The following is a 26,846-nucleotide window of genomic DNA, read 5'->3' as shown; positions in this document are numbered from 1 at the left end:
CGGGCGAGGTGGGGGGCCCCGCCACTTATCGTCCGCTACAATAGGGCGGGCCCCGCCACTTACGCAAACACCGAGGTGAAGGCATGTCCGACGGTCAGCGCGCCGACGCGCGGCGGAACTACGCGCGCATCCTCGCGGTGGCCGAGGAAGAGGTCGCGGCCCACGGCTCCGGCGCCTCGCTGGAGCAGATCGCCCGCACCGCCAACGTCGGCTCGGCGACCGTGCGCCGCCACTTCCCCACCCGCCGGGCGCTGCTGGAGGCGGTCTCCGCGAGCCGGATCGCCGCGCTGTGCGCCCGCGCCGCCGCCTTGACCGGCGAGGAAGACAGCCGGAAAGCACTCCTGACCTGGCTGGACGAGGTCGTCGTCTACTGCGTCTCCGCTCGCGGGCTGGCAGCCGCGCTCTCGTACGACGGGCCAGTACAGGAGAACTCCTGTTCCGCCGCCATCGAGGACGCCGGGGAACCGCTCCTGCGGCGGGCCGCGCGGGACGGCGCGGTGTCGCCGGACGTCACCGTCGCGGATCTGATCACGCTGATCGTCGGCATCGTCCTGGCCACCGAGCACCACCCGGATCCGGCCGCCCGGGCGGACCGGCTGTTCCGGCTGGCCGTGGCGGGGCTGAGCCCCGGGACGTGACAAGGGGCCGGAGTGGTCGCCCACTCCGGCCCCCGGCACGGATTCCGCTTACCGGGTACCGCGGCGGCCCGACGAGACCACCGCCGGCACCGGAGCGCCGTTGATCACGAACTGCGACCCCGGCTCACGGACGACATCACCGTTCGCGGAGCCGCTGATCGTCACGTTCGTCAAGGCCGCGCTGCCACGGGCGCCGCTCATCGCGAGGATGCCCGCACCGTTGTTCGACTTGTCGATCTTGACGTTGGTGAGGGCCGCGGTCACGACGCCGCCGCCCGTCTTGAACTGGACACCGTCGTAGGTCGAGTCGTGGATCTCGGTGTCCCGCAGCACGACTCCGGGAATGTCCTTGCCCTGCGCGAAGAACGTGATCGCGCCGAACTCCTGCTGCTCACCCCAGAACACGCCGCCACAGCGGTACAGGGCGTTGTTCGCGATGAGCGTCTCCCCGGAGAACGGCAGCGGATCGTGGTCCGTCGCCAGCATGATGCCCGGGTAGTTCATCGTGTCGTGGACGATGTTGTTCTCGATCCTGTTGCCGTAGCCGCCGTAGACCGCGATCCCATTGGCACGCCACGGAAGCTGGATCGTGTTGTTGGCGAACACGTTGTCGTGCGCGATGTCCTGCGAAGGGTCCTTCACGTACTGGTTCGCCCACACCGCGAGCGAGTCGTCACCGGTGGTGCGGAACGACGAGTCGAACACCTTCGAATTCCGCGTGCCGTTGGTGAAGTTGATGCCGTCGGCGTAGGTGTTCCGGATCCGCATACCGCTGAACTCGAGGCCGTCGCCCGGTCCCCAGAGCGCCGGGACGTTGCTGTAGTCCCGGCCGACCCACGCGCCGACGTTGGCGTGCTCGATCCAGACGTTCGTGATCTTCGTGCCGGTACCGAACCGGCCGTTGAGACCGACGCCGCCTTCCGCGCCGCCGTCCCCACCCCGGATCCGTCCGGAACCGAAGATGGCGATGTCGGAGATCTGCGTGTTCTTGTCGATGTCGAATCCGAAGTTGCCCTCGTGCGGATGGTTGATACCGCCCGCGTTCTGCGGCTCGATCAGCGAGTACAGCTGCGAATGCCACATCCCGGCGCCCCGGATCGTCACGTCGGAGATGCCGACCTGGTTGTACTGGCCGCCGCCGTTGGGCACGTTCGGGTCGTCGGTCAAGATCTTCTTCTCCTGCCGCCACTGCCCCGCCGGGATCCAGACACAGGCGATCACGCCGTTCTGGTCGTCGGTCACCGCGCGCTGGATCGCCGCCGAATCGTCGTTCCCGTCGTTCGGCACGGCGCCGTACTCCGTGATCGACGTGCAGTTCGCCGGCTTCTCCGACGCCGGGGCGACCTGCTCCAGATCGATGAGATCGACGATGTAGAACGCCGCGTTGTCACCGCTGTCCCGCTGCAGCTTGAACTTCGTGCCCGGCGGATACGACCGGGACAACAGCGCGTGCGACTCGTCGAACAGGCGCCGCGCGTCGGCCTGCGGGGTGTTGGTCAGGCCTTCGGGGTCGTCGGTGCTGCCGTAGAGCCAGCTGTGCTTCGACGACAGCGTCAGCTTCTGCGCGAACGTCCCGTTGACGTACAGGCTGATGGTCGCTTCCTGTCCGCCACCGCCGGGGGCGTCCGGGATGGAGTTGCGCACGACGATCGAGTTCGCCTCGTTCGCCGACGTGAACTCCACGTACTGCCCCTGATTAGCCAGCCGAACGGACTTGCGGCCGGAGGACTCGGTCGCGAAGTTCGTATGCCCGAAGGTGCGCAACGGGTCGGCTTCCAGCAGTTGTCCTTGGTACTGCGCGGCTTCCGCCTCGTACTCGACGTACGGGACGGCCGCGCCACGGCCCACGACGATCGCCCGCGAGAGACTGTTGTTGGCCTCGTTGGTCTCCGTGACCGTGCCGGTCGCGTCGGCCGTCGCGGTCAGGGTCGCGCCACCGTCGGCGGCGGTCCAGGTGCCCGCGATCGCGACGTTCGCGGTGGTCCCCGCCTCGATCGCACCGGTGGCGCCGGTCAGCGTGGTGCCGCCGACGGCCAGCCGCGTCACCGAAGCGTCCGCGCGGCTCGTGCCGCGGTTGTGCACGGCGACGGTGAAGGACACGGCCGAACCCGCCGCCGGGTTGGGCGGGTTCGACGTGATGCCGCTGACCTCGAGATCCGGCCCCGGCGCCTGCGCGACGACCAGCGCGGTCGGCGAGGTGTAGGTGTTGTTGGTTTCGTTCTGCTCGGCCACCGTTCCCGCCGGATCCGCGGTCGCGGCCACGGTGTACGTCCCTTGTGGACGCGTTCCCGCGTCGACGGTCACCGTCGTGGACGCGCCGGCGGCGAGCGCCCCGACCACCGCTTCGCCGACGACGGTGCCACCGAGGCTGACGTTCACGGTCGTGGCGGCCGCGTTCGCGGTGCCGGTGTTCTTCACCGTTGCCGAGACGGCGAGTCGGCTGGTCTCCGTCGGGTTCGACGGCGTCCAGGTCGTGCCGGTGACGACGAGGTCTGGATTCGGCGCGGGCGTGCCGATCACCTGGAATTCCGCGACCTGGCCGCCGGGAGCGCCGGAGTTGGCGAAGAACTGCAGGCGCACGTCCGATGCCCGTCCGCTGACCGGTACGACCACCGAGTTCTGGTTGGTGGCCGGGTCGAAGCGGTGATCAGCCCGCGCCGAAAGGGAAGTGAACGCGGTGGCGCCCTGCGCGCGGCCGACGATCTCGAAGTTCTGCGTCCGCGCGCCCCAGATCTCGTCCGGGTTGAGCTTCACCACGACCGAGTCGACGTCCGCGTCGACGCCGAGTTTCACCGTCAGCGAGTTCGGATAGCCCGCGGCGGACTCCCAGTACGTGGCGGTGTTGTTGTCGTTGGCGTTGGCGGGGACGAACGAATGGACCGCCGAGGTGGCCTCGATCGGTTTACCCGCCGCCAGGTTCGCGCCCGCGCTCGTCCCGGAGCGCACGACGTGGTTGCTGTCGCCGGATTCGTTGCCCGCCGCGTCCTTTGCACGCACGAAGTACTCGACCCGGGTCCCGGTCGGCCTGGATTCGGTGAACGTGGTGCCGGTGATCGTCGTGACCGGCGTGCCGTCGCGGTAGACGGTGTACCCGGTGACCCCGACGTTGTCCGCCGAAGCCGTCCAGGTCAGCCGGATCTGACCGGCGGCGGGCTCGGTCAGCGCGAGATTCGCGGGCGCGCTCGGCGCCTGGGTGTCACCGGTGTCCGGTCCGTACAGCTCGAATTCCGCAAGCTGCGCCGCGGGCCAGCGCGTGTTCGCGGTGACCTGCAGCCGGACATAGCGGGCCGACGCGGTCATCGGGATCGTGACGGTGTTGGTCCCGGGGGTGAACGCGTAACCGGTCGGCGCGGCGAGGTCGGTGAACGCCGAGCCGTCGGTACTGCCGCGCACGGCCAGCGTCTGGGTGCGGGATTCCCAGCCGGACGGCAGTTTCAGCACGATCCGCGACAGGGTTTTGGCCGTTCCCAGGTCGGCCTGGATCCATTGCGGGAACGCGTTGTTGGCTGATTCCCAGTAGCTGTCCTGGTTTCCGTCCACGGCGTTCGAGACGGGATAACCGGGCAACGCGCTGCTCGCCGACACCGTGCGGGTCAACGGCACTTCGGCGAGCGCAGCTGGACCGGGTGGGACGGCGGGATCCGGCGGCGGCCCGCTCGCGGCGGAGGCGAAGGAGAGTCCGGCGACGGAAAGCCCCGTGACCAGGAGACCGGCGACGATCCGGGACAGGCGCATACGTGTCATGGCGTCTTCTCTTCTTTGAGACGGCGGGGAGGGAGCCAGAGCCGTACGAGCATGCAACAACTCGGAGACAAAATGCAAGAAGTTGACTTGCTTCCGAAATTTTGCGACATGTCTTCGCCTGTCGACATTGGATCGCCTGGCAACACACTTGTTCTCCGAATACGAGAGAACACGGGAAGAAGTGGTCGCGTATTCCGCAGAAACTGTGCACAGTTGTACACTCAACGCAGGCGAGCCGCGTGGAGGTCGAACCCTGATGGACGTGACGAAAACCTTGAGGTCGGCACTCACCGCCACGACGACCGAGTCGAGGTCCGCGGTCCGTGAGCTGCGACGGGAGACCGAAGATCTCGTGGCGCGCCGCGCGGGCAGGACCGCGAACCGGCTGACCGAACTGGGCGAGCGGCTCGCCGATCTGGTCCTGGTCTCGGGGAGCAGGCTCGCGGGCCTCGCCGATCGGCACAGCAAGCCCGTGGGTGAGGGCGTGCGCCGGGAAGCGGGGCGGATCGGCGAGTCGGTGGAGCGGCTGTCCGTCAAGCTTTCGGACCGGGCCATCCTGCTCGCCGAGGAACTGCTCGATCCGCGGCCGTCCGAGCGCCGCCGGCGTCGCTAGTCGATCACATCTCGCCGATCCGTGAAGGCCTCCTTGAGGGACCCTGGGTCCCTCAAGGAGGCCTTCACGGACCTGGCCTGAAACCGGCCGCAGCCGGAAGTCCTTGGCACATCGGTGCCACCGGCACTCGAGTGCCGGAAGCCCGGGTCCCGCGCCGCCCACCGCGGCCTTCTCCCGTCTTTAGTCGCTATCAACCGCCGTATCCGCTTGCCTAGCATGGGAAAACCGGTATCGGATCCGGCCGGGCGATCCCTGGCGAATCCGCCGTGGCCGTAAACGGGTGACCCGTCGATTTCCCTGAATTCCCCTGCATTGGAAGGCACCCATGCGCATCCGAGGTCTCCTCACCGCACTGCTGTGCGCGGCCGGGCTCACGACGGTCGCACCCGCCGCCGTCGCGGCCCCCATCATCGACGGCGAATACGCCCAGTCCGGCCCGTGGGCGGCCATGATCGAGCAGAACGGCGAGCAGTGGTGCTCCGGTTCGATCATCAGCGCCCGCTGGGTGCTCACCGCCCAGCACTGCATCGACGAACCCGGCGCCGAATACTCCGTCCGGGTGGGCGACGTCGACCACCAGGCCGGCACGTACGCGGTGGTGGCCGACATCTACACGCCGTCCAGCGGCGCCGACATCGCACTGTTGAAACTGGACCGTTCCGTGACCACGACGTACGCGTCCCTCGGCACCTCCGTCGCGGTCGGCGACACCGAATACGTTTATGGCTGGGGCTACAACGAAGACGGCGATCTGCAGCGTTACCTCAAGGTCGCCCGGATGACGGTGACCAGTGTCGGGAATGGACTGATCAAGGCCCGCCGGGGCAACGGCCTGACCAACGGCGGCGACTCGGGCGGCCCGGTCTTCGTCGGCGGCAAGCAGGTCGGCGTGCACATCGCGGGCAACAAGGTGGACAGCTCGACGCACACCAGCATCTCGGCGAACCGCACCTGGATCCGGAACACCTCGGGGGTCTAGGTCCGAACGGGTCCGGGAGCGGTGGCGCCACCGCTCCCGGACCGCTGAGAGGCAGGTGGAAAGTGGCATCGACGACTCCGGACGGGCTCGGCCCCCAACTGGGCAGGCTAGGCCTCGGCGAAACCGCCGCCAGGCTTTACCGGCGGATGCTCGAAAGCGCGCCCGTCACCGCCGCGGAACTGGCCTGGCGGGAGGACGACGCGGAGAACGTCGAGCTGGCGCTGAAGGAACTGGCCGACGCCGGTCTCGCGGTTTCGTCCGGAGTGGACGGAGACGAGTACGTCCCGGCGAACCCCAGCGAAGCGCTCACCGCGCTGACCACCCGACGACAGGCCGAACTGCACGACGCGCGGCTCGCGGTCCAGACCGCGTACCGCGCCTTCAGGCGGGCGCACGCTGGGATGCCGAACGCGCAGGACCTGCTCGAGGTGGTCACCGGCGACGCCATCATCCCCCGGCTGCAGCATCTCGCGACCACGGTGCGGCATCAGGTGCGCCGTCTCGATTCCCCGCCCTACTTCACCGGCGGCCGCCGGAATCTCCTGGAGGAGGAGCAACTGCGGCGCGGAATCGGCTATCGCTGTGTCTACAGTGGAGCGTCGTTCGGCGATCCCGGCTATCTGGCCGCGAACATCCTGCCGTGCCTGCGCGCCGGTGAGCGGGCCCGGCTGCTGCCCGAACTCCCGGTGAAGCTGACGCTGTTCGACGACCGTGCGGCCACCATCGCGCTGACCATCCGCGAGGCCGATCGCAACCAGTCCATCGTCATCGTGCGTCCCTGCAGCCTCTTCTCCGCGCTGGAGGGGCTGTTCGAGACGTCCTGGGCGGCCGCGCTCCCGATCGACCGGCGTGGCCGGACGTCCGGGCAGCCGATCCGGCCGGTCGAACGGGAGCTGCTGATCCTGCTCGCCGCCGGGCGCAAGGACGACGAGATCGCCGCCGAACTCGGCGTCAGCAGACGCACCCTGTTCCGCTACCTCGAAACCCTGATGGACCGCGCCGGCGTCTCCAGCCGGTTCCAGCTGGGGGTCTTCGCCACGCACAACAACTGGCTCTGAAAACCCCCGCATTTCGTCCTCTGAATGCGGGTGGCCCTCACCCGGATGGGGTCACCCGGGTCGATCATCCCCGCTGCGGTGAAGGCGCCGGGAGCGGATGGTGATCTTGGAAGGAGGGCGGAATCATGGGGAATCACCGGCACCACACCGGCACGGCGTCGCTCCGGATCGCCACCGCCGGCCTGCGGGTCTTCGCGGTCGTCGTCGCGATCGCGGCCTGCGCGTGGCTCGCGCTCTGGCTCGCGTTCACCCTCTGAGACCCGCCGGTCCCGGCTGGGATTCCGGCGGGCTCTCGGGTTCCGGCAGCGGGCGGTCCGGTCCCGGAGCCGGAACCCGTTCGGGTGCCCCAGGGTCCGGGACCGGTTCCGGCCTGCCCGGATCGGGCACCGGTTCGGGCATACCGGGGTCCGGCGGCATCGGGTCCGGCGGCGCCGGAGGCGCGGTCGTTCGAGGATTCGTCATCGCACATACCTCCTGATCACGCCACTACCCGATGCGCCACCGGCCGAAACGGTCCGTTAGCCCGTATGGGTGGCGATCCAGTCCGCGATGACGTCCGCGCGAGAGGTCGTCTCGATCCCGGCGTGCGGGCAGTTCGGCCCGGTGGCCTCGAGCGACACCAACGCGCCACCCGTGCCCTCGGCGACGAAGTACGGCGCCCCCGAGTCGTACGTGCAGGCGCTGGTCGTGATCGACGGCGCGGCGCCGCGGACGCCGATCGTCGTCGGCGCCACCGTCGCCACCTGCACGGTGCCTTGCTGCATCCGGGTGGCCGGAGCGGGATTCGTGGCGTTCAGGCTCCCCCAGCCCGCCAAGGTCAGCTGCTGGCCGACCTTCGGGAGCACCCGGCTCACCTTCAGCGGGGACACCGTCGTCACGGGCGTGTCCAGCTTGATGAGGGCGACGTCGTTTTCCTTCGCCTGCAGCACTTCGGTCGCCTTGCGGGCCACACCCGATTCGACCGCCTCGTCGACCAGGCCCAGCGTCACCATCGTCGGATACGGCATCTTGCCCGCGACCCGCTTGCGGTGCGCGTCGTGGAAGCAGTGTCCCGTGGTGACGACCCAGCTCGGCGCGATCAGCGCGCCCGTGCAGTAGCTGCCGTAGGTCGAACCGTCGGGACGTGGGATCTTCGTCATCGCGATCTTCGCGACGAACCCGAACCGCCCCGGTGGGACATCGGTGCCGTGGGCGACGTCCGGCGCGGCGAGCGCGGCCGGAGCGGTGGTGATGGTCAGGACAGCAGCGGCCAGCAGGGCGCGCAGACGCAATTTCTTACCCTTCGTCGATGAGGTGATCCGAGGCTAGGACCCCCTGCCCGACAAGGGGAATTCCCCGACCAGGTGTCACCCGATGGCACGTCTGCCGTTGACCGGTCCCGCACGGCGGGCGAGCCAGTGGCGATAGGGGAGGCTGGTTTCGGTGTCGGAGCGGTAAGCCGCCTCGGCCGCCGCGATCAAGGCATCGGTGTCCCCGCCGAAGGCGCCGTCCGCGCTCCAAGCGATCAGATACCGCATCCACAGCGGATCCCCCGCGAGAGACCGGATCGCGATCCCGGGTGAAGAGGGAAAGGTGACCTGGCACGGGGAGATCGCCCGGCCCGCCGCGATCAGGCGTTGCAGCGGACGCAATTCCGTGCTCCGATGCGCGACCTGCGGCCGGAATCCCGCGCGGGCACAGGCTTCTTCGAAGCACTCCGGCCATCCGGCGCCGTCGGACGGCCCGAGTACCCACCGTTCCCCGGCGAGCTCGGCGAGATCGATCTCGGCGCGGCGGGCCGCGGGATGGTCCGCGGCGATCGCCACGAACACCGGTTGCGTGGCCAGCGGCCGCGACGCCACGCCCGGCGCCGACGGCAGCGGGTGGCCGGGATAGTCGGCGACGACCGCGGCGTCGAGTTGCCCGCCGGCCACGAGATCCAGCAGCCGCAACGGCGAGAACTCGGTGGTCACCGAAACCGCTTGTCCCCGGCCGGAATCCCCGAGCCGGTCCGCCAGCTCGACGACCATGGACCCGCCGATCCCACCCAGCGCGACAGGACGTTTCTCGCCCTCCGCCAGGAAACGCGCCGCATCCCGGTGCATCGTGTCCGCCGCGGCGAGGACGGCACGGGCGCGGACGAGGACGCATTCGCCGAACGCCGTCGGGAAGACGCCGTCGCGCCCCCGGACGAACAAGGTTCCCCCGAACGCGCGCTCGATCCGTTGCACCGCGGCGGTCAGCGCGGGCTGGGTGCTCCCGATCCCGATCGCCGCGCGCGTGATGCTGCCCGCGTCGGCGACGGCGCACACCACTCGCAGATGACGTAACTCGACGTCCATCACGCGGACCTTATGGCCACTTGGGATGTGCCGGAAGCCGTCGAAAGTCGGGATCGTTTTTCGTACTCCCCTCTCCCCTCCCCGCAAGGAGTACGCATGCGACGCGCCTGTCTCATGGTCGCGCTGACCGCCGTCCTCGTCGCCGGGCTCGTTCCCGCGACGGCGTCGGCGGCTCCCCGGTTCACGACGTCGATGGAGGCCTTCGAGCCCGGAGGAACCATCACCAGGGTGGACGTCACCCGGCCCGCTTCGGACCGGGCGGCCGCGCCGCAGCAGATCGCGGCCGCCGCCGCGGTGACCCCGATCGAGACCAACGGCCCCAGCGAGACCACGTTCGACCTGGTCTTCGTCGGTGACGGCTACACCTCCACGCAGCTGAGCACGTACTCGCAGCACGTCCGCTCGAGTATCGCGGCGCTGTTCGCCATCGAGCCGTACAAGAGCTACCGCAAGCAGTTCAACCTCTGGCAGGTCGACGTCGTCTCGCCCCAGTCGGGCATCACGAACGACCCGACACAGGGCATCCGGCGCAACACCGCGCTGGGCTCGTACTTCTGGTGCGGTGGCATCGAACGGCTGTTGTGCGTCAACGAAACCAAGGCGAACCAGTACGCCGCGGCGGCACCGGACGTCGACCAGGTCATCATGCTGGCGAACACCACGAAGTACGGCGGCGCGGGCGGCGGGGTCGCGACGTCTTCCGGTGGCAACATCCAGGCCAGCCAGATCGTCGCCCACGAACTCGGGCATTCCATCGGCGGGCTGGCAGACGAGTACGACTACGGCACTTGCGACACCCGGGAACCCCGCGAGCCCAACGCTTCCGCGCTCACGGCCCAGCAGATGAAGGACCGCCAAGCCAAGTGGTACAAGTGGCTCGGCAAGCCCTCCCCCGACGGCGGCACGGTCGGCGTCTTCGAGGGTTCCCGCTACTGCAAGACCGGGATGTACCGGCCCAGCGTGAACTCGCTCATGCGCACTCTCGGCCAGCCGTTCAACCCGCCGAGCACCGAAGCGATGATCGCGGGCTTCCACCGCGAAGCCGCCCATCGGCACTGATCCCCCGTCATGGCCTCCGGACCGGGCCGCCGGCGTGACCGGCGAGCCCGGTCGCCATGTCGCGCATGAAGCGGCGGAGGTACCACCGGAAGATCCACGCGCTCCCCTTGCCCACGCGATACGTTCCGTGCCAACGGATCCGCGTTCCCCCGCCGGGCGTTTCGCAGAGATCGACCGAGGCCTGATAGTCCAGCATCACCGGGACGTCCACACCCTCGTAGGCGAACCGGCGTTCCGGTTCGAGGGCGGTGATCCGCTCCTTGGTGACCGTCTTTCCGGTACGGAAGGCGCGAACCGCGCCTACCTCGTCCCGGCCGTCGGCCGAAAGTCCTTGTGACGCGGCCACTTCCAGGGACCCGATCCGTGACCAGACCGGCCAGCTGCGGGCGTCCAGTAACAGGGCCCACACCGCGGCGGGCGGTGCGGACGATTCGGCGGTGACGTCGTACGACTGCGTTCCACTCACAAGGCTCACCCTAGGAACGGCCGGGCGGGTCCACCATGCGCCGGATTGCGCCGCGGTGATCAGGAATTGCGGTACTCCGAGGGCCGCGACCCGGTGTGTTTTAGGAAAGCGGCCGACAGGGCGCCGGGAGTGGTGAACCCGCATCTTCCCGCGATGACGGCGATCGGAAGATCGGTGCCCCGCAAGAGCCTGCGCGCCTCCTCGATCCGGAGCCTCGCGAGGAAACGGTGCGGTGTCTCACCGGTCTTCTCCTTGAAGACCCGGATGAAGTGGTAGACGCTCAGATGTACCTCGCCGGCGATTTCGGCGACGCTGAGCGGATCGGCCAGGCGGTCACGCATCATCGCGACGGCCGCGCGGACCCGGTCGTCCTCCCGGCCCGCGCTCGGCGCCGTCTTCCGCGCGTGGCGGGTGAGCAGGTGCACGGTGAGGAAGGCGGCCGCGGATTCGGCGTAGAGGTCGTCGTCCTCCTGCGCGTTCCCGACCGCGCGGACCAGCTCGTCGAGCAGCGGATCGCCCTCGGCCACGGACGCCGCCATCGCCTCGTGGTCCACCGCGCGGCCGCCCAGCCGCGCGGCGACCGATTCCACCGTGGTGCCCGGGATGTGCACCTGCAGGCTGCGCATCGCTTCGTCCCCGCGGTAGCGGCGCAGCAAGGGCTTGCCGGGAACGGCGAGTTCGAGCCGTCCCGGCCCCCATTCGTGCCGGTTCCACCGGCCTTCACCGCGGGTCTCCATCACCGCCCGCCCCGAAAGCGGCAGGATCAGATGCAGATCCGCGACGGCGGGCAGCCGCAGGTCCTCCGCGACGGGAACGTGGTCGAACCGCTGGACTAGCAGCGACTCCCAGCCGGAATCCTCCCAGCTGCAATAGGTCCGCCGGACATAGCGGGCCATGTCGAAACCGACGTAGGGCCGGAGGTCGAATCGCGCGGAATCGAACACCACGGTTTCGAGGCTAGCCGAGCAGCTCCTTCACGCGCGGGACGACCTGCTCGCCGTAAAGCCGGATGGAGTTCAGGCGCTGCTCGTGCGGAAGCGCGCCGACGCTGTACTTGAGCTGGAACCGCGAGAGGCCCAGTGTCCGCACCGCCCAGGCGATCTTCTGCGCGACGGTCTCGGGAGAGCCGACGAACAGCGCGCCACGCGGGCCCGCCATGACGTCGTAGTCGGCCCGGGACATCGGACCCCAACCGCGCTCGGCGCCGATCTTGGCGAAAGCGGCCTGGTGGTGCGGGAAATGCTGGGAGACGGCCAGCTCGTCGGTCTCGGCGATGTGACCGGGGCTGTGCATCGAGATCGGGAGCTCCTGGTGGCCCGCCTCCTTCAGCGCGCGCCGGTACAGGTCGGCGAGCGGGGTGAACCGCTCCGGCGACCCGCCGATGACCGCCATCACCAGCGGCAGGCCGTACGCCGCCGCGCGGACGACCGACTGCGGGGTGCCGCCGACGCCGACCCACGCGGGCAGGCTTCCCGATTCGGTGACCGGGAAGGCCTGCGCGCCTTCGAGGGCCGGTCGGACGGTCCCGGACCAGTCGACCGGCTTCTCCTCCTGCAGATGCGTGAACAGGTCGAGCTTCTCGGCGAACAGCGCTTCGTAGTCCTCGAGCGAGTAGCCGAACAGCGGGAACGACTCGGTGAACGAACCACGGCCGAGCGTGACCTCCGCGCGTCCCCGGGAAACCGCGTCCAGTGTGGCGAACCGCTCGTACACACGCACCGGGTCGTCCGAGCTGAGCACCGTGACCGCCGTGCCCAGCCGGATCCGTTCGGTGCGGCCCGCGATCGCGGCCAGCACGACGTCCGGCGAGGACACCGCCATCTCCGCGCGGTGGTGTTCGCCGACGCCGAAGTAGTCCACGCCCACCTGGTCGGCGAGAACACCCTCGGCCACGACTTCGCGGATGGCTTCGGCCTGGCTCACCGGCTGGCCGTTCGCGTCGTTCCCGACGTCGCCGAACGTGTCCAGGCCGAAGGTCGGCGCCTGCGGGGTGCCCAGGATCTCGTAACCCATGTCCAACTCCTCAAGTAGTTGAACGCTCAAACGTCGGGCACGGTGATCGTATTCCGCGGGCTCAGCCGCCGGCGATGTCGCGCGCCAGCCGGCGCGCGTCGTCCATGGTGAACTTGCCGGTGATCTGGGTTTCCCCGCCGGTGATGGCCGACTGGATCGACGGCGCGGTCAGCACCCGGCTCTTCAGCACCATCGCGACCTGCTTGCCGACGTTCGCCGCGGTCCAGTCGGCCCACGTCCGCGCGCCCGCGTCGGTGAAGCTGAGCCCGATGAGCGGACCTCCCGACTGCGTATCGAGGCGAGCGTTCGCTCGAGTGAGGTCCGCTCCGGTGAGGAACGCCGGGCCGAGCAGGTATTTCGTGCCCTGCACACGGTCGCAGCTGACCAGCGGGAGCGCCGGATCGTCGCGGCCGTCCAGCGGATCCTGCCCCGCCGAACAGTCCAGCGCCGCCGCGGCGGCCTGCTGTGCGGCGGGATCCGTGCTCTGGCGGTCGGTCGCCGCGCCTGTCGCCGGACCGGGCGGGAGCTCAGCCAGGACCGGACGGAACCGCAGCCGCGACCCGTCCTTGATCGCGAAACTGTCGCCTTCGGGTTCGGCTTGGCCGGAGACCCCGCCCTGGCAACCGGTGACACCGAGCAGGACGAGAGCGATCGCTACGAGGATGTTCCGCACCGGGACATTCTGTCGTGCCCAGCGTCCGCGCGGGGGCGAATCGCCGCCTTGACCGAGTAGCCGTCGGTCCGGTCGGAAAATCACCCGGACCGACCTAGCCCAGGTCATCGCATCGGGTGTTTGCTTGCTCACAGAACGTCGTTGATCGACGATTTGGGGGCCGCCGATGTCCTTCCGATGGGTACTCCGACTCATTCCGGTGACGCTGCTCGTGACCGCGGTGGCGGTGGCCGTCCCCGCACCCGCGAGCGCGGCTCCCGCCCCTCCCCTGGCACAGGTATGGCCGACACCCCAGCAGGTGACGCCACGAGCGGGACAGGTGACCATCCCGCGCACCGTCGTCGAAGTCGTCGGAGCGGCCACCGATGCCTCCGCGCTCGCCGTCGTGGACCAGGTCCTTCTGGCGGCGGGCGCGAGCACGATCGTCAAGGTCACCGACAACGATCAGGCGGCAGTCGACCGGGAACGCGGCAACGGCGGCCTCGTCGTCTTCGTCGGCGGTCCCACCGAAAGCAGGGCGACCGCACTGGCTCTCGCGGCGCTCCGTCTCAAAGGTCCGGAAGGCCTGTCCCCCGGCGGATACGTCCTCGCGGCCGACCGCGGTGTCGTCGCACTGTCCGGTGTGGACACTTCGGGGACGTTCTACGCGGCGCAGTCGTTCCGGCAGCTGTTCGCTTCCGGCAAGAGCGGCGCGTTCGGCATCCGGGACTGGCCCGCGGCTCCGCTGCGCGGCGTGATCGAGGGCTTCTACGGCGCGCCGTGGTCCCACGCCGACCGGCTGGCACAGCTGGACTTCTACGGCCGCACCAAGCAGAACATGTACGTCTACTCCCCCAAGGACGATCCGTTCCTGCGTGCCCGCTGGCGCGACCAGTACCCGCCGGAACAGCTCGCGCTGCTCTCGCAACTGGTCAGCCGTGCCGCCGCGAACCACGTCGAGCTCACCTACGCCCTCTCCCCCGGCCTTTCCGTGTGCTACTCGTCCGACGCCGACAAGACCGCACTGGTCACGAAATTCCAGTCGCTGTGGGACATCGGGGTGCGGTCGTTCGCCATCCCGCTCGACGACATCTCCTACACCCGCTGGAACTGCGACGCCGACGCCGCGAAGTTCGGCACCGGTGGCGCGGCCGCGGGCGCGGCACAGTCGTTCCTGCTCAACCGCGTTCAGCAGGACTTCATCGCGACGCATCCTGGTGTCGAACGGCTGCAAACCGTCCCGACCGAGTACTACGACCTCGCGGACTCGCCTTACAAGACCGCACTGCGCACCCAGCTCGACAAGGCGGTGATCGTCGAGTGGACCGGCGTCGGCGTGATCGCCGGGCAGATCACGGAAAAGCAGGCCCGGCAGGCGAAAGAGGTCTTCGGGCACGACATCCTGATCTGGGACAACTACCCGGTCAACGACTACATCACCGAACGGCTGCTGCTCGGCCCGTACATCGGCCGCGAGCCCGGCGTCGCGAAGTACCTCTCCGGGATCACCGCGAACCCGATGGTGCAGGCCGAGGCGTCCAAGATCGCCGAGTTCACCTCCGGCGACTTCCTGTGGAACCCGGACCGGTACGACCCCGACAAGTCCTGGCTCGCCGCCATCGCCGATCTCGGCGGACCGGCCGCATCCGCGCTGAAGGTGTTCGCGGAGAACAACTATTCGAGTCTGCTCGTACGCCTCGAAACCGGGAAACCCGATCTTGATTCACCGGTGCTGCGGCCACTGCTGGCCGCCTTCTGGGCCGCGCTGGAGAAGAAGGATCCATGGGACGCGGCCGCGAAACTGGATCGTTACCTGACCTCGATGGCCTCCGATCCCGAAGATCTGCGGCGCGGCATGGCCTCGAATCCGAAGTTCCTCGCCGAGGTCGGACCGTGGCTCGACCAGGTCGGGCTCTACGGTCAGGCCGGCAGGCACGCGGTGCGGATGCTGCTGGCCCAGGCCGACGGCGACGGCGCGAAGGCATGGGCGGAACGCGGCGAGCTCGTCGCCGCGCTCAAACAGGCGCAGGCGATCCGCGTGCCGACCTCGCGGGGCCCGCGCAACCCCAGCACCTGCACAGGAGTCTGTGTGCCGTTCCTCGACAGCGCGCTGGCCACGGCCGACCGCTGGTTCGGCCTGCCCGGGATCCGGCCGCGGCCGACGACGTCGCTCGGCACCTACACCGACAACGTTCCCGCCCGGATGATCGACGGCGACCCCGAGACCTACTACTGGAGCGACTGGGCACCCGCGATCGGCGCCACCATCGGAGTCGACCTCGGTTCCGCGCAGCGGGTGTCCCATGTGGACATCCTCATGGGGAAGCCGACCAGCCCGGACGACTACGTCCGCGCCGGTGTCCTCGAATACTCCGCCGACGGAACCCGCTGGACGACGGTGAAGACGGTCACCGAGCCGGTGATCTCGGCCGATCTCCCCGAAGGCGCCGAGGCGCGGTTCGTCCGCGTGCGCACGACCGGCGCCCAGAGCTTCTGGGTCGTGGTCCGCGAATTCACCGTGTCCACACCGGACAGTCCGAAGTACACCGTCACCGGCACCCCGGCGGGGCCGAACCTGGCCGCGGCGGCGGACAACAACGCCGATTCGCTGTACGCGGCGACCTCGGCGCCGATCGCGGGCGACGCGCTCGTCATCACCGCCATCGCGCCTAAACCGCTGAGCAAGGTCGTCGTCCTGGCGACTGAGCCCGGTGCGGGCGCCGACGTCCAGGTCGCGGATTCTGAGGGCGGCTGGCGGACCATCGGCCGGCTGTCGGGTGGTTACACGGAACTGCCGGCCGACGGCGTCACGACCGACAAGGTCCGGCTCCTCTGGTCGCCGGGAGGCGCGGCACCGAAGATCGCGGAGGTCGTCCCGGTCAGTCCACCGCGACCGTGATCGCGGCCGTGTGCACCCGCCCGCCGTGGGAGAATTCGAGGAACAGCCGGTACTCCCCGCGTTCCGAGAACAGGGAGTTGAAGGTCAGCTCGCCACCGGCCAGCGCCACGCCGAGCGGCTGGACCGGATGCAGATGCGTGGCCGACAACAGCATGCTGTGGAACCCGGTCATATGGCCGTTGGCACCCAGATGCGGGTCGACCGCGGTGAGGAGCGCGCCGTCCGGGCCGCGGAGGGCGAACCGGAGGACCTGCGCCCGCATCGACGGGATCCGGGCCGCCCCGTCCACCCGCGTCACCCGGTAGCCCGTGGCCGTCACGGTGTCGCCCGCCGGAGCGGGCACCGGGACGAAGGTGGTGTCACCGGGCACGGTGAACGGGACGCCGAGCACCACCGGATGCTTCGGATCCTTCGTGTCGAGCGGCACGAACTCGGCGAACATCCGGTAGGCGCCGCCGTCGGTCAGCGCGAGGTTCGTGTGCCAGGTGTCCCCGTCCAGCCTCGGATGCACGTGCTGGAAGACGTTCATGTCGTCGCGCACGGCGAAGAAGTGCATCTGTTTGGTCTGGTTGTCCAGGAACCGGGTCACCGGCCGCCCGTCGGGCCCGAGGATCCGGAACGCGACCGGTACCTCGGGCCCCCGGACGGTGGGAGTGGTGACCCGCTCGAACCGGTAGCCGCTTTCCGCCTCCGACAGCCCGTCGCTGTGGGCGGCCGGAAGCAGATCCGCCGTCACCACCGGCTGTTGCTGGTGAGCCGAATGTGCGGGGAGCCCGGTGTCGGCCGGAGGGCCACGAAGACCGCGACTGTGCCGATCACCAAGGCCAGCGCGAAGAACAACCAATCCGTGAGCCGGGGTTTGCGCACGCTCTACCCCCGGTCACTTGCCGCCGAGGTTCGGCTTCACCACGACCAGGCCCTGCTCGATACCGTTGACGATGACGATGCCGCTGGAGAAGTACGGGTAATTGCTCCACGCCCCGTTGAAGTTCGCCGAGTCGCCCGCCGGGTAGATGTCGAAGTAGCCGACCTCCGACAACCTCGCCGAAGCGACCCCGCTGACGTCCAGGATGCGCAGACCGGCCTGGTAGTTCGCCTGGTAGGAGTACTGGCCCTTGATGTACTGGTTGTGGTCGATCGCGGTGGCGGGCGAACTGTAGACGCCGGTGTGCACGGGAGCGGACAGCTTGGCCAGGTCCCAGACGTAGGTCTTGGTGCGCTTGTCGGTGCCGCGCGACTCGTCCAGTTCGTCGTCGAGCAGGAAGTAGCGCTGGTCACCGGTCAGCCAGCCCTGGTGCGAGTACTGCGCGCCCGAGTAGCCCTTGCGCGAGATCTGGACCGGCCTGGCCTTGTCGGTGACGTCGACGATGGTCAGCGTGTCCTCGTTGGCGTTGAAGCAGATTTCCTTGCCGCTGTACGCCGTGTCCGGCCCGCGGTAGACGACGCACTGCGTGTCGTGGGTGTACCCGTCCTGCGAAACGCAGCCCGCCTTGGCCGGGGCCTTCGGGTTCTGGATGTTGACGATATGCGGCCCGCCGCTGCACGTGTTGGAACCGATCGCGTACGCGAAACCGGTCTCCTCGTTGATCGCGATGTTGTGCGCGGGACCGAATTCCTTGTACAGCGCGTCGGCGGTGAAGGTCTGCGGTGTGGTGACGGTGCGCAGCCTGGTCAGGTCGAACACCTGCATCCCGTGCCCGGTGATGAAGTCGGCCACGATGAACGCGTGGTTCTTGTACACCTTCATGTCCCGCCACGAACTGCTGCCGCCGTTGGAGGGAAGGTTGCCGAGGAACTTCGGCGACGTCGGGACGCTCAGGTCGACGAACGCGGTTCCGTTGGTCCGCCCGACGATGGCGTATTCCTTGCCGGACGACGGATCGGTCCAGCCCCAGATGTCGTTGCCGTTGCCGCCGCCGAGACCGGAGAGGGGCAGCACGCTGAGCAGGTCGACGTTCTTGCACGGGTATTTGTCGGCCTTGCCGTTGACGCACGGGACTCCCGCCGCGGTGCCGGTGACGGCGTGCCGCTCGGCCGGGACGTGGTCGGCCATGAAGGTGCGGGCCGCCGCCTGTCCTTCCGCCGTCTCCGGATCGTGCGCGGACGCCGCGGTCATCGACAACACCAACGCGGAGGCCGTCAGCACGGCCAACCCCATCATCCGCACGAGTTTCATCCGAGGTGCTCCTCACCGGGTCGCGGTCGGCCTCCGACGATATGGGCACCCACTCCTGGTGTATCCCGTCGAACGTATGGGGCTTTTAACCGTTTATGAGCGGACTGGGGGTGCTTGCCTCCTCCTCTGCAGTGCGCAGCGCAGTCTGGGATGGAGCCAGTGCGGCGGTGTGATCACGAGGACTCGGATCGTTCTGTCGCGTGGTCAGTAAGGTCTTCCGGTTCGGTACCGAGGACTTGTCTGGTGGTCATGGCGAAGGTTCGCACCAGGCCGAGCAGGGGCGCTGTGTCCACCGGGTGACCGTCGAGGAGGCGGGAGAGGCTCTCCGCGAATACGCGAATCAGCTCTGTGGCCTGGTCACGGACATCGGCGGGTCCTACGACACCCAACGGCGCGTAGAGGTCTCTGGCAGTCGCGGCGAGGTCGAGAAGGCGATCGCGCCGTGCTCGGTCGAGTTCGGCACCTTCTCGAAGCTTGTCGCCGGCGTATCTCATTTCCACCCGCAAGTTCGAGATCGCGGCGAGAAAGGCCGTGTAGATCCGAAGACGTTGATCCCGCCAGTATCGCTCGGTCTCGAGTTCACGCTCCTCGGTCCACCGCCGCCGCTCCCGGGCCCAACGCACGTCTTCCCGGGCTTGCTCTCGGTGCCAGCGCCGATCTTCACGATGAGCATTGACGAACTGGCCTGCGACCACACCGATGATCCCCAACAGCGCCACTGCCAGCGGCGTCCAGAGCGGCACCTGACCACCTTGCATGACCGCAGTCTAGGCGCTGACGTCTTATTCGTCGGGTGTCACGAGCGATGCTTTGCCGACTGCGGGCATGCCGAAGGGCCCGTCGCCTGGGTGGCTGGCGGGCTCCTCGGTCATCAGACGTGATGCAGGGTGTTGCGCCGAGGTTTCCGGAGCGGGTCCCGGTATTGGGGTGGGATGAACTCCGGTAACCCATCGGCCGCCATCCGCACTTCCCAGTCACCGTGGTGAATCAGCCGATGATGGAACCCACACAACAGCACGAGATTCCGAAGATCGGTCGGCCCACCGTCCGCCCAGTGCTCAATATGATGAGCGTGGCAATTCTTGGGTTTCCGATGACAGCCGGGGAACGCACAACCACCGTCTCGAATGTTGAGTGCACGGCGTTGGCCGGGGGTGACGAACCGTCTCAGCCGTCCCATATCCAGCGGTTCACCCGAGGCGCCCATCACGACCGGCAACATCAGGCAATCGCAAGCGGCGAGCCGGGCTTCCCGCGCCGTCATCGTTCCCACGAAGTCCAGGCATGCGGTCCCGAGACCGGACTTCAGTTCATCGAGTCCGACGGTGACGTGCACCAACGTCCGGTAGCCGCTGGTGCCCGGTTGGTCGGGGCACGCGATCGCCAGGTCGAGCAGCTCGGCCCAGGCGTCTCCCAGGCGCTCGCACTTCATCCGCAGATCCGCCTGACCGAACTCATCCACCGGCCGCGGCTGGGCGTGCGCCTCCAACGCCGCGGCGGTCCGGGCCCCGGTCTCGTCATCGAGAAGACCGGTGAGTTTCCAGAAGCCGTCCTTACGCCGCTCCAAGGTGATCTCGCGGCGTGGTTCCTTCGGCTCGGGATCTTTGGGTTCGTTGCCGTCGGGGTTGAGCCAGCCCTGCAGCTTCGCTTCGGCGCCGGCGAGTTGGCGGGGTCCGGCGTTCGGGGCAAGCTCGGCCAGGATCTTCTCAGCGCTCTCCCGATCCTCGGCAGACGTGTCGGCGGGGAGGTTCTTCAAGATCTCCAGGATCTGATCAATCCGCTCATCCCCGACCAACCCCAGAGCCGCCACCGCAGCAGTCGCGGGAGCGACAGGCGGAACCTCCGTGCCATCCAGAGCCCGGGTCGGGTTCAACGCGATCGCCCGCTTCACCACCGCACCCGCTTCGCCACGCGACAGCCCCGCCAGCTCCGCGAACCAGCTCGCCGTACTGCCGTGCCCGTACAAGTCTTTCGCGCCCCGATTCTCGATCTCCGCCAGGAACCGCCCCAGACAAGCGGTCGCCATCCGAATCACCTGCAACGACTGCTGCACGCCATGAGCAAGCTCCAGCTTGCCAGCACGCCACAGTTCCTGCGGCAACTCGGGGAGGAAGGTCTCGGACACCCCATAATAATACCATGAATCGAACACATGTACGAATGTGAAGCCGTTTCGAAAGTGGATTCAAGGTTTGAGTGCACCACTGGATTCCCAGCAGGCGATTGGCGCTCTCGGTCTCACCACCAACCAGCCGACTCCAAGAACAAACCGAAACCTCAGTAAGCGCTTACTGTTAACATCGAACCGAAACGAAGGAGAACAGCACGCAGTGACGTCACCCGCAGCACAGCTCGAATCAGCCCTCACCACGACCATCGAAGAGAAAACCGCACGAGGCTCGACCGACCGACTGCCGCCCACCCAAGGCTGGCATCCCGGCGCCAGAATCGGCGCCACGGCCGAGCTCGGCGCGCTCCTCGCCTACAACGACGACGGGTCCACCGGGATCTGCAACCTCGAGAACGGCCGCGGCACGTGGCTGAACCTGCAACCCCAAGACCAAAAACAAGACCAAGACCAAGACCACCGCCCGTACTCGGTCTGGCGCTGGACGGCCGCCTACAACGGCCGGCCCGCCTGCCTGATGGGACGCCTCGCCCCCGGAGCAGCCAGACTGGAGCTCCACGCGAGCGACGGCACAGTCGCCGAAGCCGACGTCGTGGACGGCACCTTCGCCGCCGAAATAGCCGTGGACATGGCCAGCCTGCGTCACGCGCGGGAAAGACTGGAAGCCCATGAAGCCGCTTCCGCGGAAGGCCGCGCGGAGTTCGAGCGGCTGATGGCCGACTCGCGAACGGAAATGACGAAGCTCAAGGTCCGGGTCTACGACAGCGCCGGAACCCTTCTCTACGACGGCGCGGCGATCAACGCCACCGACTAGCAGCAAGCCGTTCGATGGGCTCCACCTCCAGGAGCCCATCGAACGGACTTACGAGACCAGCCGCCGGAGCAACAACCCGGCGTCCTCGGCGAGACCGTCGGCGAGATGGTGCAGCAGCGCCTGCTGGAACAGACCGTCGAAAGCCGCGTAAGCGACCTGCTGCGTCACGACCGGCGAAGCGTCGGCGAGTTCGGCGTAGCGCTCCACGACCCGCCAGATCATCGCCTGCCGTTGAGTGTCGATCTCGAGCACGTCGGCGCGGAACGCGGCCTCGAACAGGCTCTGGTTCCGCAGGTCGTACCACAGCCGGTGCATCACGGCGTCGGCCCGAAGCGTGCCCGCCATCGCCTCGCCGAATCCCCGCTCCAGTTCCTCGGCCGAACGCGCCATGGCCACGACCTCGTCGTAGCGGGTCACGCACACTTCCTCGAACTTGCGGACCGCGTAGGTCAGCAGTTCCACCTTGTCGGTGAAGTAGTAGTGCAGCACCCCGTGCGAGAAGTTCGACTTCTGCGCGATCTCCCGCAGGCTCGTCCTCGCGTACCCCAGCTCGGACAGCGCCTGCAGCGCGGACTCCGCCAGTTCCGCCCGCCGCTGGGCGAACTTGTCCACGCTCCGGCGTGCGATCCGCTCGCTCGTCTCGGTCACCACGAGTTCCTGTCCGGTCCGGGAGCCCGCGCCTGCCGCGGGTCCCACAGTCTAGCGTCGCGGATTTCTTGACGACTGTCCAAGAAAATCTTGACGACTGTCCAAAACAGGCTCAGGATGTGACCCACACCGCAACCGCGGACCGTCTCAAGGAGGAGAAGTCCATGGGTTCGTACGACCTTTCGGGCCGAAAAGCCCTGGTCACGGGTGGCGCGCAGGGGCTGGGCGCCGGAATGGCCGAAGCGCTGGCACAGGCGGGCGCCTCGGTGGTCATCGGCGACGTCCAGGAGGATCTCGGGCGCGCCACCGCCGACAAGCTCGACGCGGGCTTCGTCCGGCTCGACGTCACCGACGAACAGAGCTGGGAGCAGGCGGTCGACGCGGTCATCGGCGAACTCGGCGGGCTGGACATCGTGGTGAACAACGCCGGCGTCGAGATCACCGGGCTCGTCGCTGACCTCGACCCCGCCGACGTGCGCAAGATGCTCGACGTGAACGTGCTGGGCACCGCCCTCGGCGTGAAGCACGCCTTCCGCGCGATGCGGCCCGGCGGTCCCGCGGGTGCCGGTGGCGCCGTCGTGAACATCTCCTCGGTCGCCGCGACCATCGCCTTCCCCGGTATCGCGGGCTATTCGGCGACGAAATCGGCGGTCGACCGGCTCACCAGGGTCGCCGCGATGGAGGCCGGGAAACTCGGCTACGGCGTGCGCGTCAACTGCGTCTACCCCGGCCTCGTCCCCACCCAGATGGGTAATCAGCTCGCACAGGACGTCGTCGAGGTCGGCCTGTTCCCCAGCGTCGAGGACGCCATCGGCGCGGTCGTCGCGCAAACCCCCGCCGGGCGGCTCGGCGAAGTCGCGGACATGGCCGACGCCGTCGTCTTCCTCGCCTCCGACGCCGCCCGCTTCATCACCGGCGCCGGGCTCCCTGTCGACGGCGGAATGGGCATGTGACCAGCACGAACCCGAAAGGAATCACCATGAGCAGCCCCAAACCCGTCGTGGTCTACGGCGCCTCCGGCTACACCGGACGGCTGATCTGCGAGTACCTGCGCGAGTACAACGTCCCGTTCATCGCCGCCGGCCGGGACAAGGCCCGCATCCAGGAGGCGATCGACCACGTGCCCGGCCTCGACACCATCGATCACGAGGTCGTCGAGGTCTCGCACGACGTCGAAGCGCTCACCGAACTATTCCGCGACGCCAAGGTCGTGTGCAACACCGTCGGCCCGTTCAGCGAGTACGGCCACGAAGTCGTCGAAGCCTGCCTACGCACCGGAACGCATTACCTCGACACCACCGGCGAACAGGACTGGCTGATCGCCTCCGAAGAGCGCTACGGCGCGCAGATGGCCGAGAAGGGCCTGGTGCTCTCCCCCGGCATCGCGCAGATGTACACCACCGGCGAGATCGCGGCGAACCTCTGCCTGGAGACACCGGGACTGGACACTTTGGACATCCTGGTGTTCTGGAAGGGTTATCCCACGGTCGCTTCGACGAAGACGATCCTGGTCAACGCCGCGCTGTCCGCCGCGTACTACCTCGAACAGAACGAGTACCGGCCCTGGCCCGCCGACGGCGGACTGCAGGACGTCACCGTGCCCGGCCATCACGAGACCGGGCTGGCCCTGCCCTGGGGCGGCACCTCGCATCCGGTCTGGTTCAAGAACGACGCCCGCGTGGCCAACGTCAAGGCCGTCGGCGGCGTCTTCGACCGCGCGCTCATGCAGGGGGTGCCGCAGATCGTCGCGGCCGTCCTGGAACAGGTGAAAGACCTGCCGCTGGACGAGAAGATGCGCGTGCTGGCCGAGCAGGCCGCCGCCGTGCGCGACGAGATGCCGCCGCGGGAGAACCAGCGGCTCAACACCTCGCTGGATTCGGTGCACGCCTCGGGTCCGTTGGGCCGCGCGCACTGTGTCATCCACGGCACCTGCAATTACAAGCAGACCGGGTTGATGCAGGCTTACGGCGCCTACTCGCTGCTTCAGCAGCCGCCGAAGCGCGTGGGGTTCGCCTCCGGGTGCCAGGCTTTCGGCCACCGCGAACTGCTCGGCGTGCTACGAAGCTTCGGGCTGGTTTCAAATCCGGTCTTGACCGTCCACGACTGACCGGAAGGACGAGCGCGTGCGACTGACCGACTACCTCGACAAGGGCGCTTCACTCGATCCGGCGGCGCCCTGCCTCACCATGGGCGACACCTCCCTCAGCTACGGCGAAGTCCGAAAGCTGTCGTGGCAGGTGGGGCGGGCGCTGGCCCGGTCCGGCGTCAACCCGGGCGACAAGGTGGCGATCCTGTCCGGGAACGATCCCCTGTCGTTCGGCTGCGTCTTCGGGATCAGCCGGGCCGGTGCCGTGTGGTGCCCGGTCAACCCGCGCAACGAGGCCGCCGAGAACAGGGAACTGCTCGACCTGTTCGACTGCACCTGTCTCCTGGTGCAGGAGTCGTTCGCACCGCTCGTCTCCCGGATGCTCCCCGATCTGCCGAAACTGTCCACAGTGGTCTGTCTCGACGGCGCGATGCCCGGCGCCGTCCCGTTTTCCGACTGGATCGGCGACGCCGAGCCCTGGGAGGAAACCCCGCCGGACGACATGGTCCTGCTGGTCGGCACCGGCGGCACCACCGGCCATCCCAAAGCGGTGATGCTCAGCGGCACCAACGTGGAGACGATGTCGGCGCTCACGCTGATGAGCTACCCGTTCACCGGCCGCCCGCGTTACCTGGCGCTGGCGCCGCTGACACACGCGGCGGGGGTGCTCTGTTTCCCGGTCCTGACCCTCGGCGGCGAGATCGTCGTCATGCCCTCGCCGGACCTCGGCGAGTTCCTCGCACTGGTGGAACGCCGCCGCATCACGCACACCTTCCTGCCACCGACGCTGATCTACCTGCTGCTCGACAATCCGGCGCTCGACACCGCCGATCTGTCGTCGCTGCAATGCCTTTGGTACGGCGCCGCGCCGATGTCGGCCACCAAACTCGCCGAAGCGATCACCCGGATCGGCCCGGTCTTCGGGCAGTTGTTCGGGCAGAGCGAAGCCCCCATGATGGTCTCCACCCTCGCGCCCGCCGAGCATGTCCATCCCGATGGATCCCTTGCCCTGGAACGGTTCACGTCGGCTGGTAAGCCCACCCCGCTCACCCAGGTCGCGATCATGTCCGACACGGGCGAGCTGCTCCCGACCGGCGAACGCGGTGAGATCGTCGTCCGCGGTTCGCTGGTGATGCTCGGCTACTACAAGAATCCGGACGCGACGGCGGAGGCGAGCGCGCACGGCTGGCATCACACGGGCGACATCGGTTACCTCGACGACGACCATTACCTCTACATCGTCGACCGCGCCAAGGACATGATCATCACCGGCGGTTTCAACGTCTATTCGGCCGAGGTCGAGCAGGCGCTCATGGCGCACGAAGCGGTGCAGGACTGCGCCGTGATCGGGCTGCCGCACGAGAAATGGGGCGAGCAGATCACCGCCGTCGTCCAGCTCCACTCCGGGAAAACGGCGGCGGCGCAAGAGCTCCGCGCCGCGGTCAAGGAGCGGCTGGGCAGCATCAAAACACCGAAGGAGATCCTGGTCTGGCCGGATCTCCCCCGGTCCAAGATCGGCAAGGTGCTCAAGACCGAGATCCGGAAAGCCTTGCTGGACGACGCCTAGCGGCGCGCGAGTTCCTCCGCGGTCGGCAGCGGCCACTCGTAGCGTTCCTTGGCGATGCGGAGGTGGACCCACGTCTCCGCGGTCACGACGTCGGGCCTGCCGCTGATCTCTTCGAGCGCCCGGTCGAGGGCGCGGGCGGACTGCGCGGCGATGGTGGCCACGACGTCGAACCGGCCGATGGTCCTGGCGAGGAACTCGGTGTCCTCCCGCGCGGCGAGCGCGGCGGTCACGGCATCCCCGGCTCCCCGCACGTTCAGGCCGATCCCGCAGACGAGGCCGGCGTCCGGCCGGGCACGGCTGAGCACCGGCGCGATGCGGATGACGTCGTGTTCGACCAGGAAGCGCACGCGGGTGCGGGTGGCCGACGGCGACAGCCCGACGTGCTCGGCGATACGCGCGTAGCTTTCCCTCCCGTCGGCCTGCAGCCGCAGCATGATCGCGAGATCGCGATCGTCGAGCCGCAACCAGGGCGGCAGCGGGCGGCCGGGCATGAACAGGCCTTTGACCACGTCCACGTAGACGAGCGTGTTGACCTGCTCCACCTCCGGCAGGCCGCGGATGTCGGCCACCGTGCGATAGAGCTCGGGCGAGTCGGGCAGGCGCAGTTCGGCGACGGTCTGGTGATCCCCGCTCACCGCGGAGACGAACGCCGCGGCGGGCAAGGCCGCGATGGCGTCCGTCGTCGCCTGCGAGCGGCCCGAAGTGCGGATCGCGAGATGTGCGTACGCGGTCAGGCCGAGGAACTCGGGGTGGACCGCCGCGACCACGTTCAACGAGCCGTCGGCCTTGAGTTGCTCCAGCCGGGCCGACACGGCCGATCTCGAAGCCCCGACGCGTTTGGCCAGATCGGCGACGCTCATCCGGCCGTCCGTGCGCAAAGCCGCGACCAGCGCGTCGTCCACGACGATTCTCCTCTGCTGAATTTCCGACGGCGAGACGCACCATATCACCAGCGGAAACCCGGCAAAGACAGCCGAGATTGCGC

Annotated in this window: 25 protein-coding genes; 11 read left to right on the top strand and 14 right to left on the bottom strand. The window is 68.4% G+C overall.

What is annotated here, in order from left to right:
• The first annotated feature begins 83 nt into the window (after positions 1 to 83).
• Positions 84 to 638 carry a TetR/AcrR family transcriptional regulator gene (locus ED92_RS11065; protein ID WP_037336632.1) on the top strand — a complete coding sequence of 185 codons (555 nt, stop codon included), beginning with the start codon at positions 84 to 86 and terminating at the stop codon, positions 636 to 638.
• 48 nt (positions 639 to 686) lie between these two features.
• Here ED92_RS11065 and ED92_RS11060 read toward each other — a convergent pair whose 3' ends face one another.
• On the bottom strand, positions 687 to 4,382 hold the full coding sequence (locus ED92_RS11060) for a CARDB domain-containing protein (RefSeq protein WP_037336630.1): 3,696 nt from the start codon (positions 4,380 to 4,382) through the stop codon (positions 687 to 689).
• Between the two features lie 256 nt (positions 4,383 to 4,638).
• Between ED92_RS11060 and ED92_RS11055 the strand changes: the two genes are divergently transcribed.
• The 4 genes from ED92_RS11055 (at position 4,639) to ED92_RS43645 (ending at position 7,289) form a co-directional block, all read left to right on the top strand.
• A complete protein-coding gene (locus ED92_RS11055) occupies positions 4,639 to 4,995 on the top strand; it encodes a hypothetical protein (RefSeq protein ID WP_037336627.1) in 357 nt (118 codons plus the stop codon).
• Positions 4,996 to 5,320: 325 nt separating this feature from the next.
• Positions 5,321 to 5,974, top strand: a complete 654-nt coding sequence (locus tag ED92_RS11050) for a trypsin-like serine protease (protein WP_037336626.1) — start codon at positions 5,321 to 5,323, stop codon at positions 5,972 to 5,974.
• Between the two features lie 62 nt (positions 5,975 to 6,036).
• Positions 6,037 to 7,032: a helix-turn-helix domain-containing protein gene (locus tag ED92_RS11045; protein WP_037336624.1), complete on the top strand. Its 996-nt coding sequence runs from the start codon at positions 6,037 to 6,039 to the stop codon at positions 7,030 to 7,032.
• Positions 7,033 to 7,157: 125 nt separating this feature from the next.
• The gene (locus ED92_RS43645; RefSeq protein ID WP_255355316.1) at positions 7,158 to 7,289 is read left to right on the top strand and encodes a hypothetical protein; all 132 of its coding nucleotides are present in this window, start codon (positions 7,158 to 7,160) and stop codon (positions 7,287 to 7,289) included.
• Here ED92_RS43645 and ED92_RS41855 read toward each other — a convergent pair.
• The 3 genes from ED92_RS41855 to ED92_RS11035 all read right to left on the bottom strand — a co-directional run bounded on the left by ED92_RS41855 (position 7,279) and on the right by ED92_RS11035 (position 9,353).
• A complete protein-coding gene (locus ED92_RS41855; RefSeq protein ID WP_081975764.1) occupies positions 7,279 to 7,494 on the bottom strand; it encodes a hypothetical protein in 216 nt (71 codons plus the stop codon). The two genes, ED92_RS43645 and ED92_RS41855, sit on opposite strands and share 11 nt — an antisense overlap.
• A gap of 56 nt (positions 7,495 to 7,550) precedes the next feature.
• Positions 7,551 to 8,303, bottom strand: a complete 753-nt coding sequence (locus ED92_RS11040) for a trypsin-like serine protease (RefSeq protein ID WP_037336622.1) — start codon at positions 8,301 to 8,303, stop codon at positions 7,551 to 7,553.
• A 75-nt stretch (positions 8,304 to 8,378) separates the two neighbouring features.
• Positions 8,379 to 9,353, bottom strand: coding sequence for a LysR family transcriptional regulator (locus ED92_RS11035; protein ID WP_037336620.1), 975 nt, complete (start codon positions 9,351 to 9,353; stop codon positions 8,379 to 8,381).
• 96 nt (positions 9,354 to 9,449) lie between these two features.
• On the opposite strand from ED92_RS11035, the gene ED92_RS11030 reads away from it, so the two are divergent.
• Positions 9,450 to 10,412, top strand: coding sequence for a M64 family metallopeptidase (locus tag ED92_RS11030; protein ID WP_037336618.1), 963 nt, complete (start codon positions 9,450 to 9,452; stop codon positions 10,410 to 10,412).
• A 7-nt stretch (positions 10,413 to 10,419) separates the two neighbouring features.
• Here the strand turns inward: ED92_RS11030 and ED92_RS11025 are convergent, their stop codons facing one another.
• The 4 genes from ED92_RS11025 to ED92_RS11010 all read right to left on the bottom strand — a co-directional run bounded on the left by ED92_RS11025 (position 10,420) and on the right by ED92_RS11010 (position 13,564).
• Positions 10,420 to 10,878, bottom strand: a complete 459-nt coding sequence (locus tag ED92_RS11025) for an SRPBCC family protein (RefSeq protein WP_037336616.1) — start codon at positions 10,876 to 10,878, stop codon at positions 10,420 to 10,422.
• Positions 10,879 to 10,937: 59 nt separating this feature from the next.
• On the bottom strand, positions 10,938 to 11,825 hold the full coding sequence (locus ED92_RS11020) for an AraC family transcriptional regulator (protein WP_037336613.1): 888 nt from the start codon (positions 11,823 to 11,825) through the stop codon (positions 10,938 to 10,940).
• Between the two features lie 10 nt (positions 11,826 to 11,835).
• A complete protein-coding gene (locus tag ED92_RS11015) occupies positions 11,836 to 12,891 on the bottom strand; it encodes an LLM class flavin-dependent oxidoreductase (protein ID WP_037336611.1) in 1,056 nt (351 codons plus the stop codon).
• A 61-nt stretch (positions 12,892 to 12,952) separates the two neighbouring features.
• On the bottom strand, positions 12,953 to 13,564 hold the full coding sequence (locus tag ED92_RS11010; RefSeq protein WP_037336609.1) for a precorrin-3B C(17)-methyltransferase: 612 nt from the start codon (positions 13,562 to 13,564) through the stop codon (positions 12,953 to 12,955).
• 199 nt (positions 13,565 to 13,763) lie between these two features.
• On the opposite strand from ED92_RS11010, the gene ED92_RS11005 reads away from it, so the two are divergent.
• Positions 13,764 to 16,442 carry a beta-N-acetylglucosaminidase domain-containing protein gene (locus ED92_RS11005; protein WP_235213247.1) on the top strand — a complete coding sequence of 893 codons (2,679 nt, stop codon included), beginning with the start codon at positions 13,764 to 13,766 and terminating at the stop codon, positions 16,440 to 16,442.
• Here ED92_RS11005 and ED92_RS11000 read toward each other — a convergent pair.
• The 4 genes from ED92_RS11000 to ED92_RS10985 all read right to left on the bottom strand — a co-directional run bounded on the left by ED92_RS11000 (position 16,423) and on the right by ED92_RS10985 (position 20,743).
• Positions 16,423 to 17,181, bottom strand: coding sequence for a hypothetical protein (locus ED92_RS11000; protein WP_235213246.1), 759 nt, complete (start codon positions 17,179 to 17,181; stop codon positions 16,423 to 16,425). The two genes, ED92_RS11005 and ED92_RS11000, sit on opposite strands and share 20 nt — an antisense overlap.
• Positions 17,182 to 17,322: 141 nt before the next feature.
• Positions 17,323 to 18,618 carry a choice-of-anchor B family protein gene (locus tag ED92_RS10995; RefSeq protein WP_037336605.1) on the bottom strand — a complete coding sequence of 432 codons (1,296 nt, stop codon included), beginning with the start codon at positions 18,616 to 18,618 and terminating at the stop codon, positions 17,323 to 17,325.
• Between the two features lie 173 nt (positions 18,619 to 18,791).
• The gene (locus ED92_RS10990) at positions 18,792 to 19,376 is read right to left on the bottom strand and encodes a hypothetical protein (RefSeq protein ID WP_037336602.1); all 585 of its coding nucleotides are present in this window, start codon (positions 19,374 to 19,376) and stop codon (positions 18,792 to 18,794) included.
• Positions 19,377 to 19,489: 113 nt separating this feature from the next.
• The gene (locus ED92_RS10985) at positions 19,490 to 20,743 is read right to left on the bottom strand and encodes an HNH endonuclease signature motif containing protein (RefSeq protein ID WP_037336600.1); all 1,254 of its coding nucleotides are present in this window, start codon (positions 20,741 to 20,743) and stop codon (positions 19,490 to 19,492) included.
• Positions 20,744 to 20,948: 205 nt separating this feature from the next.
• Here ED92_RS10985 and ED92_RS10980 point away from each other — a divergent pair, with 205 nt between their 5' ends.
• Entirely contained in the window at positions 20,949 to 21,560 is a 612-nt protein-coding gene (locus ED92_RS10980) for a hypothetical protein (RefSeq protein WP_037336598.1), read from the top strand.
• Between the two features lie 48 nt (positions 21,561 to 21,608).
• Here ED92_RS10980 and ED92_RS10975 read toward each other — a convergent pair whose 3' ends face one another.
• Positions 21,609 to 22,208 (bottom strand): TetR/AcrR family transcriptional regulator, encoded by a 600-nt coding sequence (locus ED92_RS10975; protein ID WP_037336597.1) that lies wholly within the window; start codon positions 22,206 to 22,208, stop codon positions 21,609 to 21,611.
• Positions 22,209 to 22,327: 119 nt separating this feature from the next.
• Between ED92_RS10975 and ED92_RS10970 the strand changes: the two genes are divergently transcribed.
• From ED92_RS10970 to ED92_RS10960, 3 genes are read left to right on the top strand one after another with little or no spacing between them, the layout of a single operon-like run.
• On the top strand, positions 22,328 to 23,161 hold the full coding sequence (locus tag ED92_RS10970; protein ID WP_235213245.1) for an SDR family NAD(P)-dependent oxidoreductase: 834 nt from the start codon (positions 22,328 to 22,330) through the stop codon (positions 23,159 to 23,161).
• A gap of 26 nt (positions 23,162 to 23,187) precedes the next feature.
• The gene (locus ED92_RS10965; RefSeq protein ID WP_037339770.1) at positions 23,188 to 24,315 is read left to right on the top strand and encodes a DUF5938 domain-containing protein; all 1,128 of its coding nucleotides are present in this window, start codon (positions 23,188 to 23,190) and stop codon (positions 24,313 to 24,315) included.
• Between the two features lie 16 nt (positions 24,316 to 24,331).
• The gene (locus tag ED92_RS10960) at positions 24,332 to 25,861 is read left to right on the top strand and encodes an AMP-binding protein (protein ID WP_037336593.1); all 1,530 of its coding nucleotides are present in this window, start codon (positions 24,332 to 24,334) and stop codon (positions 25,859 to 25,861) included.
• Here ED92_RS10960 and ED92_RS10955 read toward each other — a convergent pair.
• Positions 25,858 to 26,763, bottom strand: coding sequence for an Lrp/AsnC family transcriptional regulator (locus tag ED92_RS10955; RefSeq protein WP_037336591.1), 906 nt, complete (start codon positions 26,761 to 26,763; stop codon positions 25,858 to 25,860). The genes ED92_RS10960 and ED92_RS10955 overlap by 4 nt on opposite strands.
• Positions 26,764 to 26,846 lie beyond the last annotated feature (83 nt).

The organism is Amycolatopsis sp. MJM2582, assembly GCF_000754115.1.
Lineage (GTDB): Bacteria > Actinomycetota > Actinomycetes > Mycobacteriales > Pseudonocardiaceae > Amycolatopsis > Amycolatopsis japonica.
Note: the sequence above shows the minus strand (reverse complement) of the source record. Positions and strands in the feature narration are given on the sequence as shown.

Coding starts and splice junctions, on each gene's coding strand:
- ED92_RS11065 (WP_037336632.1), top strand. CDS start 84: ATGTCCGACGGTCAGCGCGCCGACGCGCGGCGGAACTACGCGCGCATC.
- ED92_RS11060 (WP_037336630.1), bottom strand. CDS start 4,382: ATGACACGTATGCGCCTGTCCCGGATCGTCGCCGGTCTCCTGGTCACG.
- ED92_RS11055 (WP_037336627.1), top strand. CDS start 4,639: ATGGACGTGACGAAAACCTTGAGGTCGGCACTCACCGCCACGACGACC.
- ED92_RS11050 (WP_037336626.1), top strand. CDS start 5,321: ATGCGCATCCGAGGTCTCCTCACCGCACTGCTGTGCGCGGCCGGGCTC.
- ED92_RS43645 (WP_255355316.1), top strand. CDS start 7,158: ATGGGGAATCACCGGCACCACACCGGCACGGCGTCGCTCCGGATCGCC.
- ED92_RS41855 (WP_081975764.1), bottom strand. CDS start 7,494: ATGACGAATCCTCGAACGACCGCGCCTCCGGCGCCGCCGGACCCGATG.
- ED92_RS11035 (WP_037336620.1), bottom strand. CDS start 9,353: ATGGACGTCGAGTTACGTCATCTGCGAGTGGTGTGCGCCGTCGCCGAC.
- ED92_RS11030 (WP_037336618.1), top strand. CDS start 9,450: ATGCGACGCGCCTGTCTCATGGTCGCGCTGACCGCCGTCCTCGTCGCC.
- ED92_RS11015 (WP_037336611.1), bottom strand. CDS start 12,891: ATGGGTTACGAGATCCTGGGCACCCCGCAGGCGCCGACCTTCGGCCTG.
- ED92_RS10995 (WP_037336605.1), bottom strand. CDS start 18,618: ATGAAACTCGTGCGGATGATGGGGTTGGCCGTGCTGACGGCCTCCGCG.
- ED92_RS10990 (WP_037336602.1), bottom strand. CDS start 19,376: ATGCAAGGTGGTCAGGTGCCGCTCTGGACGCCGCTGGCAGTGGCGCTG.
- ED92_RS10965 (WP_037339770.1), top strand. CDS start 23,188: ATGAGCAGCCCCAAACCCGTCGTGGTCTACGGCGCCTCCGGCTACACC.